This window comes from Mycobacterium sp. E1747 (genome assembly GCF_001667775.1).
Taxonomy (GTDB): Bacteria; Actinomycetota; Actinomycetes; order Mycobacteriales; family Mycobacteriaceae; genus Mycobacterium.
Genome location: NZ_LZJI01000164.1, coordinates 14,709 through 28,704 on the forward strand (window position 1 = coordinate 14,709; position 13,996 = coordinate 28,704).

Annotated in this window: 16 protein-coding genes and 1 pseudogene; 10 read left to right on the top strand and 7 right to left on the bottom strand. The window is 68.5% G+C overall.

Annotated features, from left to right (window positions below):
- The first annotated feature begins 29 nt into the window (after positions 1-29).
- From A5695_RS16060 to A5695_RS16070, 3 genes are read left to right on the top strand one after another with little or no spacing between them, the layout of a single operon-like run.
- Positions 30-962, top strand: coding sequence for an oxidoreductase (locus A5695_RS16060; protein WP_231974866.1), 933 nt, complete (start codon positions 30-32; stop codon positions 960-962).
- A 9-nt stretch (positions 963-971) separates the two neighbouring features.
- Positions 972-1,475, top strand: a complete 504-nt coding sequence (locus tag A5695_RS16065) for an SRPBCC family protein (protein ID WP_068083870.1) — start codon at positions 972-974, stop codon at positions 1,473-1,475.
- A gap of 9 nt (positions 1,476-1,484) precedes the next feature.
- On the top strand, positions 1,485-2,357 hold the full coding sequence (locus A5695_RS16070) for a neutral zinc metallopeptidase (RefSeq protein WP_068083872.1): 873 nt from the start codon (positions 1,485-1,487) through the stop codon (positions 2,355-2,357).
- On the opposite strand, the gene A5695_RS16075 is transcribed toward A5695_RS16070, so the two are convergent.
- Positions 2,354-3,223, bottom strand: coding sequence for a dihydrodipicolinate synthase family protein (locus A5695_RS16075; protein WP_068083874.1), 870 nt, complete (start codon positions 3,221-3,223; stop codon positions 2,354-2,356). The two genes, A5695_RS16070 and A5695_RS16075, sit on opposite strands and share 4 nt — an antisense overlap.
- A 34-nt stretch (positions 3,224-3,257) precedes the next feature.
- Positions 3,258-4,043 (bottom strand): aldolase, encoded by a 786-nt coding sequence (locus tag A5695_RS16080; RefSeq protein WP_068083875.1) that lies wholly within the window; start codon positions 4,041-4,043, stop codon positions 3,258-3,260.
- A 52-nt stretch (positions 4,044-4,095) separates the two neighbouring features.
- Here A5695_RS16080 and A5695_RS16085 point away from each other — a divergent pair, with 52 nt between their 5' ends.
- Positions 4,096-4,629, top strand: coding sequence for a helix-turn-helix domain-containing protein (locus A5695_RS16085; protein WP_068083877.1), 534 nt, complete (start codon positions 4,096-4,098; stop codon positions 4,627-4,629).
- Between the two features lie 67 nt (positions 4,630-4,696).
- Positions 4,697-6,310: an MFS transporter gene (locus A5695_RS16090; protein WP_068083882.1), complete on the top strand. Its 1,614-nt coding sequence runs from the start codon at positions 4,697-4,699 to the stop codon at positions 6,308-6,310.
- A gap of 13 nt (positions 6,311-6,323) precedes the next feature.
- Here the strand turns inward: A5695_RS16090 and A5695_RS16095 are convergent, their stop codons facing one another.
- Positions 6,324-6,767: a hypothetical protein gene (locus tag A5695_RS16095; RefSeq protein WP_068083883.1), complete on the bottom strand. Its 444-nt coding sequence runs from the start codon at positions 6,765-6,767 to the stop codon at positions 6,324-6,326.
- 148 nt (positions 6,768-6,915) lie between these two features.
- Here A5695_RS16095 and A5695_RS16100 point away from each other — a divergent pair, with 148 nt between their 5' ends.
- Positions 6,916-8,514 (top strand): metallophosphoesterase family protein, encoded by a 1,599-nt coding sequence (locus A5695_RS16100; protein ID WP_068083885.1) that lies wholly within the window; start codon positions 6,916-6,918, stop codon positions 8,512-8,514.
- 1 nt (position 8,515) lies between these two features.
- Here the strand turns inward: A5695_RS16100 and A5695_RS16105 are convergent, their stop codons facing one another.
- Together A5695_RS16105 and A5695_RS28620 are read right to left on the bottom strand one after the other, a co-directional pair.
- Positions 8,516-9,547 carry an Rv2578c family radical SAM protein gene (locus tag A5695_RS16105; RefSeq protein WP_068083887.1) on the bottom strand — a complete coding sequence of 344 codons (1,032 nt, stop codon included), beginning with the start codon at positions 9,545-9,547 and terminating at the stop codon, positions 8,516-8,518.
- Positions 9,548-9,598: 51 nt separating this feature from the next.
- The gene (locus A5695_RS28620) at positions 9,599-9,763 is read right to left on the bottom strand and encodes a hypothetical protein (protein WP_197515509.1); all 165 of its coding nucleotides are present in this window, start codon (positions 9,761-9,763) and stop codon (positions 9,599-9,601) included.
- Positions 9,764-9,880: 117 nt separating this feature from the next.
- On the opposite strand from A5695_RS28620, the gene A5695_RS16110 reads away from it, so the two are divergent.
- Together A5695_RS16110 and A5695_RS16115 are read left to right on the top strand one after the other, a co-directional pair.
- Complete coding sequence (locus A5695_RS16110) at positions 9,881-10,366, top strand: SRPBCC family protein (RefSeq protein ID WP_068083919.1); 486 nt, start codon at positions 9,881-9,883, stop codon at positions 10,364-10,366.
- Positions 10,367-10,458: 92 nt separating this feature from the next.
- Positions 10,459-10,683, top strand: coding sequence for a deoxyribodipyrimidine photolyase (locus tag A5695_RS16115; RefSeq protein ID WP_067752684.1), 225 nt, complete (start codon positions 10,459-10,461; stop codon positions 10,681-10,683).
- Between the two features lie 11 nt (positions 10,684-10,694).
- Here A5695_RS16115 and hisS read toward each other — a convergent pair whose 3' ends face one another.
- Entirely contained in the window at positions 10,695-11,957 is a 1,263-nt protein-coding gene (hisS, locus tag A5695_RS16120; RefSeq protein ID WP_068083890.1) for a histidine--tRNA ligase, read from the bottom strand.
- The gene (locus tag A5695_RS16125; RefSeq protein WP_068083893.1) at positions 11,954-12,625 is read right to left on the bottom strand and encodes an MBL fold metallo-hydrolase; all 672 of its coding nucleotides are present in this window, start codon (positions 12,623-12,625) and stop codon (positions 11,954-11,956) included. The genes hisS and A5695_RS16125 overlap by 4 nt, the downstream gene beginning before the upstream one ends.
- A gap of 117 nt (positions 12,626-12,742) precedes the next feature.
- On the opposite strand from A5695_RS16125, the gene A5695_RS16130 reads away from it, so the two are divergent.
- Positions 12,743-13,642, top strand: a complete 900-nt coding sequence (locus tag A5695_RS16130) for a peptidylprolyl isomerase (protein WP_068083905.1) — start codon at positions 12,743-12,745, stop codon at positions 13,640-13,642.
- 134 nt (positions 13,643-13,776) lie between these two features.
- Positions 13,777-13,996 (top strand): annotated as a pseudogene (locus A5695_RS16135) (protein kinase); the annotation flags it as partial.

A 13,996-nucleotide genomic window follows, 5' to 3' on the forward strand; every position in this document is an offset into this window, starting at 1 on the left:
AAACACTCCCTTTCCCGCGGTTGGAACGAGTGCCCAGTCTAGAGGGAGGTAATTTCGGTCCTATCGTCACAGACCTTGTTTCGAAGATCGCACTCGTCGGTCCCGGCGCCGTCGGCACAACGATCGCCGCGCTGCTACACCGGGCCGGGCATCCGGTTCTGGTGTGCGGTCGCACCCCGCGCGAAAGCATCGAATTGCGCCCGGACGGCGCGGATCCGATCGTGGTACCCGGCCCCGTTCACACCGATCCCAGCGACGTCACCGGTCCGGTCGATGTCGTGCTGCTGGCGGTCAAGGCCACCCAGAACGACGCGGCCTCGGGCTGGCTGACCCGGCTGTGCGACCCGCACACGATCGTCGTGGTGTTGCAGAACGGCGTGGAGCAGGTCGAGCAGGTCAAGCCGCACTGTCCGTCGTCGCCCGTGGTGCCCGGCATCGTGTGGTACTCCGCGGAGACCCAGCCCGACGGCTGGGTGCGGCTGCGTACCGAGCCGACGCTGGTGCTGCCCAGCGGGCCCACGGCGCAGACGATCGCCGAGCTGCTGCGCGGGGCGGGGTGCCGGGTGGACTGCGACCCCGACTTCATCACCGCCGCGTGGCGCAAGCTGCTCACCAATGCGCTGGCCGGCTTCATGGCGCTGTCCGGGCGGCGATCTGGCATGTTCCGCCGCGACGACGTCACCGAACTGTCGCGGCGCTACGTCGCCGAATGCCTCGCGGTCGCGCGGGCCGAGGGCGCCAAGCTGCCCGACACCATCGTCGACGAGCTGGCCGGCATGTTCCGGCACGCCCCGGAGGACATGGGCACCTCGATTCTGGCCGACCGGGAGAATCACCGGCGGATGGAATGGGACATCCGCAACGGGGTGATCATTCGCAAGGGCCGCGCGCACAACCTGGCGACGCCGATCAGCGACGTCCTTGTGCCGTTGCTGGCCGCGGCGAGCGACGGCCCCGGCTAGATTAATTCCATGTTCCCCTGCGACCGCGTCGACCTGAGCTTCGTCGACAGCGCGCCGTTCGTGTTCCGCAACAGCGTCGACCTCGCCATCACCCCCGAGCAGCTGTTCGAGGTCCTCGCCGACGCGGAGTCCTGGCCGCGCTGGGCGAGCGTGATCACCAAGGTGACCTGGACCAGCCCCGAACCCCGCGGCGTCGGCACCACCCGCGTCGTCGAGATGCGCGGCGGCCTCGTCGGCAACGAGGAATTCCTCGCCTGGGAACCGTTCAGCCACATGGCTTTTCGGTTCAACGAATGCTCGACGCAGGCCGTCGCGGCGTTCGCCGAGGACTACCGGGTCGAGACCATTCCCGGTGGTTGCCGGCTGACGTGGACCATGGCGCAGAAGCCCGCCGGCCCGGCGCGGCTGGCGATGTACGTGGTGGGGCCGCTGCTGAACCTGGGGCTTCGCCGATTCCTGCGCAACCTGCGCAACTACACGGATATGCGGTTCGCCGAGACCGGGCAGCGTTAGGAGCGGGCGATGAGCTTCAACGAGGGTATGCAGATCGACACCAGCACCGCGTCGTCGTCCGGCGGCGGCATGGGGATGGCCATCGGGGGCGGCGGCCTCGGGCTGCTCATCCTGATCGGCGCGTTGCTGCTGGGCGTCGATCCGGGCCGCGTGCTCAACCAGCAGGGAAACACCAGCGGCTACTCGGCGCCCGGATTCGACCTGAGCCAGTGCAAGACCGGGGCCGACGCCAACAAGTACGTGCAGTGCCGGGTGGTCGCCACCGGCAACTCCGTGGACGCCGTGTGGAAACAGCTGATGCAGGGCTACACCCGGCCACACGTGCGGCTGTTCACCGGCTCGGTGGACACCGGCTGCGGGCCGGCCACCACCGCGGTGGGGCCGTTCTATTGCCCCGTTGACCAGACGGCCTACTTCGACACCGCCTTCTTCCAGGAGCTGGTCGACAAATTCGGTTCCAGCGGTGGGCCGTTCGCGCAGGAGTACGTGGTCGCCCACGAATACGGCCACCACGTCCAGCAGTTGCAGGGCATCCTGGGCCGCTCGCAGCAGGGGGCGAAGGGCGCCGGCGGCAACGGCGTGCGCACGGAGTTGCAGGCGGACTGCTACGCCGGGATCTGGGCCCATTACGCGTCGACCGTCAAGCAGGAGAGCACCGGGGTGCCCTACCTGCAGCCACTGAGCGACCAGGACATCTCCGACGCCTTGTCGGCCGCGGCGTCTGTGGGCGATGACCGCATTCAGAAGGAAGCGACCGGGCGGGTCAACCCCGAGTCGTGGACGCACGGCTCGTCGGAGCAGCGGCAGCACTGGTTCACCGTCGGCTACCAGACCGGTGACCCGAAGAAGTGCGACACCTTCGCCGCACCCAGCTTGGGCTAGCTCTCCAGCAATTGCTTCAGTTCGGCGCGCCCGTCAGCGTCGAGCGGCAGCAGCGGCGCGCGCGGATCCCCCACCGGGAAGTCGAGCAATTCCAGACCGGCCTTGACCGTGGTGGCCAAGCCGCCCGCCACGATGAACTGCAGCAGCGGCTTGAGGTCGTCGTAGCAGGCCTGCGCCTTGTCGAGGTCGCCCGCGCGCACCGCCTCGTACAGGTCGATGCACGGCCGGGCCCGCAAACATGGTGCGGCCGTGCACCATCCGGCGGCGCCGGCTTTGAGGGCATCAAGCACCAGCGGGTTGCTGCCGTTGTAGAACGGCAGCCGGCCGCCGGACAGCTCGTCGATGCGCCGCATTCGGGTCAGGTCGCCGGTGGACTCCTTGACCATGGTGACGTGCTCGATGGTCTCGAACATGCGGACCAGCAGCTCGGGGGGCATGTCGACGCCGCTGGTGGCCGGGTTGTTGTAGGCCATGATCGGGATGGAGATGGCGTCGCTGATGCTGCGGTAGTGCTGCACGATCTCCCGTTCGGACAGCTTCCAGTACGACACCGGCAGGATCATCACCGCGTCGGCGCCGGCCCGCTGCGCGTATTGGGCACGCCGAATGGTCTTGGCCGTGGTCACATCCGACACACCCACGACAACCGGCACCCGGCCGGCGACCGTGGCGATCGTGGTGTCGACCACGGTGTCGAACTCGGGCTCGTCCAGATAGGCCAGTTCGCCCGTGCTGCCCAACGGCGCGACCGCGTGGACGCCGGCGGAAACGAGCCGATCGACCAGCGCGGCCAGCCGTTCGGTCGCGATCCCTTCTCCGGCGAACGGAGTCACCGGGTAGGCGATGATGCCGTGAATGTCGGGCACGGGCGAATCTCCTCGAATCTCGTTGAGCGGGACCTTAATTGGTGAGCGCGTCCGGATGCCGAGCCAGGGCCCGGCGGGCGTAGTAGGCGAAGTTGGCGCGGCTGCGCTGCGGCGACAACGTCCAGTCGTGCGCCTCGCGGGCGAGTGTGTCGGGCAGCTCCTTGACGGTGCCGGCGGCCATGGCGGCCAGCTGCAGCTTGGCGGCGCGCTCGATCAGGACCGCCAACGAACACGCCTCCTCGATGCTGGCGCCGGCCACCACCTGGCCGTGGTGCGCCAGCAACGCCGCCTTCTTGTCGCCCAGGGCGGCGGTGATGATCTCCCCCTCCTCGTTGCCGACCGGCACACCCGGCCATTCGGCGAGGAAGGCGCAGTCGTCGTAGAGCGGCGTGGTGTCCATGTGGGAGACGATCAGGGGCACCTCGAGCATCGACAGCGCCGCCACGTGGAACGGGTGGGTGTGTACGATGCATTGCACGTCGGGCCGGGCGCGGTAGATCCAGCTATGAAATCGGTTGGCGGGGTTGGGGATTCCGTCACCGTCGAGGACATTGAGATCCTCGTCCACTAGCAGCAGGTTGGCGTCGGTGATCTCGTCGAACCCGAGGCCCAGCGGCTGGGTGTAGTAGGTGCCGACCACCTCCGCCCGGGCGGTGATCTGGCCCGCCAGCCCCGAGTCATGCCCGGCATCGAACAACGCGCGACAGGTCAACGCCAGCTTCTGCCGCGTGGTCAGCTCCGGATCCACGACGTTGGCCCTGAGCTGTTCGGCGGCGCGCCGCATCAAGTCGGTTTTGGAGTCGGCGAACGTCCCGGCCATATGACACAATGTAACAGGATAGGAAACCTTGTGTCATCGGAGGGCGTCGCAAGTGACAGCACTGCTCCGCGCGGTCCGCACCCAACGCGGCCTGACCCTCGAGGCGCTCGCCGCCCAGACGGGGCTGACCAAGAGCTACCTGTCCAAGATCGAACGCAAGCAGAGCACCCCGTCGATCGCGGTGGCCCTCAAAGTGGCCAAGGCCCTCGACGTCGACGTCGGACGGTTATTCTCCGACGAAGCGGCACAGGAGAAGATCGCCGTCGACCGGGCGCCCGACACCGCCGACGGCGACCGCTACCGGGCACTGGCGTCGTCCCTGCTGGGAAAGTCGATGTCGCCGTTCGTGGTTCGTCCCACCGCAGCACCCGCCGACGATCCCCGCCCCGAACATGGGGGCCAGGAATTCCTTTTCGTGCACGACGGCAGCGTCGAACTCCGCTACGGCGACCAGACACTCACGCTCGGGGCCGGTGACAGCGCCTATTTCGACGCTTCGGTCAGCCACACGCTCCGCGCCGTCGGCAACCAGCCGGCCGAGGTCGTCGTCGTCGCCCACGAACCCGGCGCCCGGCCCCGGCGGTGACGCCGTCATGCACGCGTCGCATGGGTGACCTAGACTTCTAGCCCGCCGCACGACGCGAAAGGCTCGCATGTCGGACACGACGCAGGAGCGCACCGACAGCGCGGGGATATCGGTCTGGACGCCGTTGCGTAATCAGGTTTTCCGCGCCCTGTTCGTCGCGCAGTTCGTCTCCAACGTCGGCACCTGGATGCAAAGCGTGGCGGCGCAGTGGGTCTTGGTGGAAGGCCACAGCAGCGCCACCGTCGTTGCACTGGTCCAGACCGCGAGCCTCGGCCCCACGCTCGTGCTGGCGCTGTTCGCCGGCGCGCTCGCCGACGTGTTCGAACAGCGGCGGTTGCTGATGGTCCTGCAGTCGTATGCGGTGGTGGTCGCGCTCGCGCTGGCGGGGCTCACCTACTTCGGGCGGCTCACCCCGACGGCACTGCTGCTGTTCACCCTGGCGATCGGCGTGGCGTCGGCGATCACGGCGCCGGCCTGGCAGGCGATCCAACCCGAGGTCGTCCCCCGCGACCAGATCACGTCCGCCGCAACGCTGGCCAGCGTCTCGGTCAACGTCGCCCGGGTGGTCGGACCCGCCATCGGCGGCATCGTCCTAGCGGTGGCCGGCCCGGCCGCGGTCTTCGCGATCAACGCGATCTCGTTCGTCGGCATCATCTTCGCGCTGGCGACGTGGCGGCGACCGAAGCAGATCGCGCCCATCGAACGCGAACACCTCGGTCAGGCGATCCTGACCGGATTGGGCTATGTGGTCAACGGGCCGATCTTCCGCCGGATCCTGCTGCGCGCGGCCCTGTTCGTCTTCCCCGGCTCGGCCCTGCTGGCGCTGCTGCCCCTGACGGCCGCCGACACCTGGCACCTTGGCGCCGCCGGCTACGGTGTGGCGTTGGGCGCCATCGGTGTTGGCGCGGTGCTCGCCGTCGCGGTTCCGGCACCGTTGCGCCAGAAGGTGCCGCCCAACACGCTGCTGGGCGGGTGCGCGGGCGTGTATGGCGCCGCCACGCTGGCGGTGGTCTTCCTGCCGTTCGCCGCGGCAGCGCCATTCCTGGCGTTGTCGGGGATGACCTGGCTGATCACGTTGACGACGTTGAACGCCGCGGCGCAACTGCATCTGCCGCGCTGGGTCCGCGCCCGCGGATTGGCGATGTACCTGCTGGTCTTCACGGGCTCACAGGCGGTCGGGTCGTATCTCTGGGGCGTCATCGCTACGCGCGAAGGGGTCGGCGTGGCGCTGACGGTGGCGGCGGTCCTGCTGGGCGTCACCGCGCTGAGCGTCGTCCCCCTCGGGCTGCGGCCGGAAACCGGAAAGCTGAGCCGCGACATCTCGCGCGCCTGGCCGATGCCCATGGTCGTGTTTGAGCCGTGCCCCAACGACGGACCGGTGCTGGTGACGGTGCGCTATCGCGTCGCGACCGACACCCTCCAAGACTTCGTGGAGGCCATGAGCGCCGTGCGGCGCTCACGGCTGCGCACGGGCGGCCACAGCTGGGGGCTCTATCACAGCCTGGAACATCCCGATACGGTGCTCGAACGGTTCACGGTGCCGTCGTGGACGGAATTCGAACGCCAGCACACAGAACGCTGGCTGGAGTCCGACCACGACGGCGTCACCAAGGCGGTCGGATACACCCTCGACCACACCCGGCGGCACGAGTACTACCTCGCGCTGCGGGTGCACCGCTAAGCGGCCTACCGGTTCACCAGGGTCGCGTCGAGCAGGTCACTCCGGTGGTGGCGCTCTGCGTCACCACGACCTGACCGTCGACGGCGATCTGGCACTGGATCTGCGGCGCGTTCGACGAATCGCAGTCCGGCCAGTGACAACCGCCGCTCGCGTTCACGAAAGCCCACTGATTCGGGTTGTTCAACGTCGCGTTGTAAACCAGCGGCTGCCCCGCGGCGAACGCCGTCTGCACGCTGTTGAGGAACTGCGACGAGTTCGCGTTGAAGGCGGCCTGGCTGGGCGGGTCGGCGTTCATGTATCGGATGTTGCCGGTGAGGTTGCCGGTGGCGGTGACGGTGTAGGTCACCTGGTGGCCAGCCGGGTCCGCGGACGAGGTCGCGGGCGTGAGGGCCACCGCTGTGGCGGCCGCAAACGTCGCCACCGCGACCCCTGTGGTCACTATTCGCACGTTCGTCATATCGAGAACGCTACCCACTTCGTTACTTCGCTACGCGCACTCAGGGGTCCCCACTATGCATCTGCGCCCGCCGGCGGATTGCTCGAGCCGCACAGCCGCTAGCGCGCCCGTTCCGCGGACGTTCACCCCGCTCGGGTATGAAGCAGGGGTGGCCGACGATCCCGCACCGCCCCGCGGGGGCGGTGCCGCCCCCGGCATCAGCCGACGCAGGTTGTTGACCACCAGCGCGGTCTCGGCCGCCCTCGGGGCGGGCGTCGGGGGCGGCGCCGCCGTGGTGTGGTCTCACCGCGGCGCGCCCGCCTTCGTCCACCAGCCGAGCCGCACCGGCGCCCCACCGGTGACCGGGTTGCACCTGCAATTCGGCCGGCAGGCCGGCTCGGAGGTGGTGGTCTCCTGGCACACTGTCGACACGATCCGCAACCCCCGCGTCATGTACGGCACGCCGGCGTCGGGCCTCGGCCGGACCGTCGCGGCCGAAACCCGCACCTACCGCGATGCCAAGTCCAACACCGAAGTCCGCGTGAACCACGCGCGCCTGACCGGCCTGTCCCCCGACACCGACTACGTATACGCCGCCGTGCACGACGGCGCCGAGCCGGAGATGGGCACCATCCGGACCGCGCCGATCGGCCGAAAGCCATTCCGGTTCACCAGCTTCGGAGATCAGTCCACGCCGACGCTGGTGAGGATGCCCGACGGCAGCTACGGAACGGACAACATCGGCTCGCCCGCGTCTGCCGACACCACGCTCGCGGTTGAGCGGATGGCGCCCCTGTTCAACCTGATCAACGGCGACCTGTGCTACGCCAACCTCGCGCAGGACCGGATCCGGACTTGGTCGGCGTGGTTCGAGAACAACACCCGCTCGGCGCGCTACCGGCCATGGATGCCGGCGGCGGGCAACCACGAAAACGAATTGGGCAACGGTCCAATCGGTTACAGCGCCTATCAAGCCTACTTCTCGGTGCCCGACTCGGGCTCGAGCCCCGAGACGCGGGGGCTCTGGTATTCGTTTACCGCCGGCTCGGTGCGGGTGGTCAGCCTGAACAACGACGACGTGGCGTTCCAGGACGGTGGCAATTTCTACGTGCACGGATATTCGGGCGGCGAACAAAAGCGTTGGCTGGCAGCCGAACTCGCCGACGCGCGGCGCAACCCGGACGTCGACTGGATCGTCGTGTGCATGCACCAGACCGCGATCTCGAGCGCCGACAAGCCCGCCAACGGCGCCGATTTGGGGATCCGCGAGCAGTGGATTCCGCTGTTCGACCAGTACCAGGTAGACCTGGTGGTGTGCGGTCACGAACACCACTACGAGCGCTCGCACCCCTTGCGCGGCACGCTGCAGACCGACACCCGCACGCCCATACCCGCCGACACCCGCGGCGACGTCATCGACGCCACCAAGGGGACGGTGCACCTCGTCATCGGCGGCGGCGGCACGTCCGCGCCCACCAACGCGTTCTTCTTCCCCGAGCCGCGCTGTCGCGTGCTGACCGGCGTCGGCGCGTTCGATCCGGGGATCGGGCGCAAGCCGCCGATCTATGTCGTGGAGGACGCGCCGTGGTCCGCCTTCAGGGACCGGGACAATCCCTACGGCTTCGCGGCCTTCGACGTGGACCCGGGCCAGCCGGGCGGCACCACCTCGATCAGGGCCACGCACTACGCGCTGAGCGGGCCGTTCGGCGCGGTCACCGAGGTGGACCGGTTCACGCTGACCAAGCCGCGCCGCGACAGACCGGCCTAGCTCAAAATAGCGTCGCCTGAAGGGGTTCCGGCTCAGACTCTGTCGCCGCGACGGGCAGCCGGAAGGATCGAAGCTCGCCGCCCAGCCGATATTTCGCGATCAGCGGCGCAGCCCGCGCCCGCAGCATCTCGCGATAACCCGGGGGCAGATACGCTCCGCGCCGATAGAGCTCGCGGTAGCGGCCCACCAGCTCGGGATGCGAGCGGGCCAGCCAGGCCATGAACCAGCCACGGGTCGAGCCGCGCAGGTGCAAGCCGAAGACCGTGACACCGGTGGCTCCGGCCGCCGCGATCTGGCCGAGCAGCCCATCGAGATGCTCTGTCGAGTCGGTCAGGTGCGGCAGCACGGGCGCCACCATCACGTGACAGTCCAGGCCGGCCTCGCGGATCGCGGCGATCAGGCCCAGGCGCGCCTGCGGAGTCGGTGTGCCCGGCTCGACGTCGCGATGCAGGTCCGGGTCACCGACTGCCAGCGAGACCGCGACCGACAGCGGAATGTGTTGCGCCGCGTGGACGATCAACGGCAGGTCGCGCCGCAGCAGCGTGCCCTTCGTGAGGATCGACAGCGGTGTGCCGGATTCGGCGAGGGCGCCGATGATGCCGGGCATCAGCGCGTAGCGCCCCTCGGCCCGCTGATACGGGTCGGTGTTGGTGCCCAGCGCGACGGTCTCGCGCCGCCACGACGGCCGGTGCAGCTCGCGGCGCAGCACCTCGACGACGTTGGTCTTGACGATGACCTGGCTGTCAAAGTCGCTGCCGCAGTTGAGGTCCAGGTATTCGTGCGTGGGCCGGGCGAAGCAGTAGCGGCACGCGTGCGAGCAGCCACGGTAGCCGTTGACGGTGTACCGGAACGGCAACGCGGAGGCGTCCGGCACCTTGTTGAGCGCGGACTTGCACAGCACCTCGTGAAAGGTGATGCCCTCGAACTGCGGGGCGCGCACGCTGCGGACGAGGCCGAGCCGCTGCAACCCCGGCAAGGCCCCGTCCTCCACGGGCGCCCCGTTGACGGCGACCGCCTGGCCCGCCCAGCGCATGACCCTATTCGAACATCAGTTCGACAGGGAGTCAAGCCCCTTCGGGTCGAGTCAGATGTGGCCGGGCATCTCGATCGGCGACGCGGGGTCCTCACCACCGAACGCGAAGTTTACGCTGGCGTGCAGCCGCGGCTGCCCTGACCGGTCCGTCTCCCGCCACGCCGCGCGTGCCCGATCGGCGAATGACGCCTGACTGTCGTAGTCGCGCAGGGCCATCGCGACGCACGCTCCGCGCGGACCCGCGACCGGCGACCAGGAACCGCTCGGCGCGCCGCCGCCGGGTCGTAGAGTGAGCCACGATCGTGTCGTACCCACGGCGGCTGCGAGGACATGATGACCGAACGCATCGAGGTTCAGCGCACGATTGCGGCCCCGCCGGCGGACATATTCGCGCTGCTGTGCGACCCGCAGGGCCACGTCGCGATCGACTCGTCCGGAATGCTGCAGGACGCGGAAGGCGCCCCGGTAAAGGGCGTCGGCGACCAATTCGTCGTCCATATGGACCGCGAGGCGTTGAACGACTTTCCGCAATTCGGCAAGTACGACGTCACCGTCGACATCACGGAATTCGACCGGGATCGCCTGATCGCGTGGACGGTTCTCGGCCAGATTCAACCGCCCATCGGCCACGTTTACGGCTATCAACTCCAGCCGACCGACGACGGCTCAGCCACCGTGGTCACCTCGTTCTACGACTGGTCGAACATCGACCCGAAGTGGCGCGAAGCCGGGATTTTCCCGATCCTGTCCGAAGGCGCATTGCGGGCCACGCTGGGAATTCTCGATCGCACGCTCCGGCGCGGATATCCGTGGGGCTAACCCCGATTCCCGCCTCAGCGCATAAACCTGGCCGCGGTTTTGTCTCGCATTCGGGCGGGTATCAAGTCAGGGCCCTCACGAAAGGACCTGCAATGTTGCATTCGGTGATTCTGGCGAGTTCGGACCCTGTCGCGGCGGGCTTTATCCTGCGCGGCATCAAGGGAATTTTCGTCGCCATCGGCAGCGTGATCGCCGCAATTGTGTGCGGATTAATCGCCATGATGAAGGGGCGCAACCCACTGGGGTGGGGAATTCTCGGGCTGTTCTTCTCGATCCTCACCCTGATCGTCGTCATCGTCATTCCCAGCAAGAAATAACCCGACGAAGGCTACCGCCCGAGTCGCGAAAGAACCTCGGCGACAACCGAACCGGCGGGCACTGAAACCTGCTCGCCCGTCGTGAGATCCTTCACCCCGACCGTGCCCGCGTCGATGTCGCGGTCGCCGAGCACCAACGCGACGCGGGCGCCTGAGCGGTCGGCAGCGCGCATCGCACCCTTGAGGCCCCGGTCGCCGTAGGCCATGTCGACCCGGGCGCCGGCGGCGCGCAGCTGCGCGGCCAGCACCGCCAGCTTGAGCTTGGCCTGCTCGCTGAGCGCGACCCCGAACACGTCGCAGCGGGCCGCCGCCCCCACGCTCTTGCCCTCGGCGCGCAGCGCCAACAGGGTGCGGTCGACGCCGAGCCCGAACCCGATCCCGGACAGGTCCTGGCCGCCGAGCTCGCGCATCAGGCCGTCGTAGCGGCCGCCGCCGCCGATGCCCGATTGCGCGCCCAGGCCGTCGTGCACGAACTCGAACGTGGTCTTGGTGTAGTAGTCCAGCCCGCGCACCATGCGCGGGTTGATGACGTACGGCACGGCGAGCGCGTCCAGGTGGGCCAGCACGGTGTCGAAGTGCTGCTTGGCGACATCGGACAGGTGGTCGAGCAACACCGGCGCAGCGGCCGTCATGGCCCGCACCGCGGGGCGCTTGTCGTCGAGCACCCGCAGCGGGTTGATCTCGGCGCGCCTGCGGGTCTCGGCGTCAAGGTCAAGCCCAAACAGGAACTCCTGCAAGAGTTCCCGATACTGCGGGCGGCAGCTGTCGTCCCCCAGGGACGTGATCTCCAGGCGGAATCCGTCGAGCCCCAGCGACCGGAAGCCGGCGTCGGCGACCGCGATCACCTCGGCGTCCAGCGCCGGGTCGTCCACACCGATAGCCTCCACGCCCACCTGTTGCAGCTGCCGGTAGCGGCCGGCCTGCGGGCGCTCGTAGCGAAAAAACGGCCCTGCGTAACAGAGTTTGACGGGCAACGCGCCCCGGTCCAGCCCGTGCTCGATCACCGCGCGCACCACCCCGGCGGTGCCTTCGGGCCGCAACGTCACCGAGCGGTCGCCGCGGTCGGCGAACGTGTACATCTCCTTGGACACCACGTCGGTGGATTCGCCGACCCCGCGGGCGAAAAGCGCGGTGTCTTCGAAGATGGGCAGCTCGATGTCGCCGTAGCCGGCCCGGCGGGCGGCGCCCAGCAACCCGTCGCGGACCGCCACGAACTGCGCCGAGTCGGGCGGCAGGTAGTCGGGCACGCCCTTGGGAGCGGAGAACTCGGTCACGCGCTCAGGCCTTCGATGAACGGGTTGAACCGCCGTTCGGCGCCGATGGTGGTGGCGTTGCCGTGCCCGGGCAGGACCACGGTGTCGTCGTCGAGCACCAGCAGCTTGGTCGCGATCGAGGTCAGCAGGTCACGGCCGCTGCCGCCGTGCAGGTCGGTGCGCCCCACCGAGCGTTCGAACAGGGTGTCGCCGGTCAACACATAGTCTTTGTCGTCCTTGTCGGACGAGACCCGGAAGACCACCGACCCCCGCGTGTGCCCCGGGGTGTGGTCGACGTTGACGGTCACGCTGCCCAGGTCGAGCAAGGCGGCGTCGCGGTCCAGCTCCACGACCTGCTTGGGTTCGCGGAAGAAGGCGCCCGCCACCAGCTGCGCCACCCGCGGGCCCAGGCCGTAGATCGGGTCTTTCAGCATGAACCTGTCCTCGGGATGGATGAAGGTCGGGCAGCCGTAGGTGTCGGACACCTTCTGCGCGGACCACATGTGGTCGATGTGCCCGTGGGTGAGCAACACCGCGGCCGGGGTCAGCCGGTTCTCGTCGAGGATGCGCCGCAACGGGCCCATCACCCGTTGCCCCGGATCCACGATGACGGCGTCCGTTCCCGGCCGCTGCGCCAGCACGTAGCAGTTGCACTGCAACATGCCGGCGGGAAATCCGGTGATCAACACGGTTCCCAGTTTCCCACGGGCCCCACTTGACACCGGTCGCGGCGCCCACATTAGCCTGAGCTGGCCAGTGACGCGTTTTGCGGGCCCCCGACCTACCGACCATGGAGGCATACGGCCGTGCCGACCAACGAACAGCGACGTGCCAACGCCAAGCGCAAGCTCGAACGCCAGCTGGAGCGCCGCGCGAAGCAAGCCAAAGTGCGCCGGGTCGTGGTGATCGCCGCCGGCTCGCTGGTGGCCGTCGCCGTGGTCGTCGCGGTGGCGCTCGCTGTGATCAACACCAAGCACGAGCACACGGGCAACAGCGCCGCGAGTTCCACCACCGCGGCCCCCAGCAGCTCCCCGGAGACCACCACCCCCGCCGGGCCGACGCCGCCCGCTCCGCCGTTGCCGGCGTTCAAGCCGTCGGCCGACCTCGGCGCCAACTGCCAGTACCCGGCGTCACCGGAACCGGCCGCCAAGCAGGTCAAGCCGCCGCGCACCGGCAAGGTGCCGACCGACCCGGCCCAGGTGAGCGCCAGCATGGTGACCAACCAGGGCCGTATCGGACTCATGCTGGCTAACAACGAATCCCCTTGCACGGTAAACAGTTTCGCGAGTCTGATCGGTCAGAAATACTTCGACAACACCAAGTGCCACCGGCTGACCACGTCGGCGGACCTGGGCGTCCTGCAATGCGGTGACCCCAAGGGCGACGGCACCGGCGGTCCGGGCTACCAGTTCGCCAACGAGTACCCGACCGACCAGTACCCGCCGAACGACCCGAAGGCGCAGCAGCCCGTCCTCTACCCGCGCGGCACCCTGGCGATGGCCAACGCGGGCCCCGGCACCAACGGCAGCCAGTTCTTCATGGTCTACAAGGACTCCCAGCTGCCGCCCCAGTACACCGTCTTCGGCACCATCCAGCCCGACGGGCTGGCGACGCTGGACAAGATCGCCAAAGCCGGTGTGGCGGGCGGCACTGAGGATGGCGCCCCGGCCTCCGAGGTCACCATCACCTCGTTGTTGCTCGACTAAAGCCAAGCAGCGCAACGCAGCCGCCGATTGGTGAGAATCGCGCGACCCTCGGGCGGTCCACCGCTTAAGGTCGTGGCGTGGGGTCAGAATCTTTCGGGCATTACCAATTGCTGGACGTCCTGGGGCGCGGCGGCATGGGCGAGGTCTACCGCGCCTACGACGCCGCCACCGACCGGGTCGTCGCGCTCAAGGTCCTGCCGCCGAACATGGCGGAGGATCAGGAATTTCAGCAACGATTCCGCCGCGAGGCGCGCATCGCGGCGAGCCTGAACGACCCGCACGTGGTGCCCATCCACAGTTACGGGGAGATCGACGGCCGGCTCTATGTCGACATGCGACTGATCGAGGGCCGCG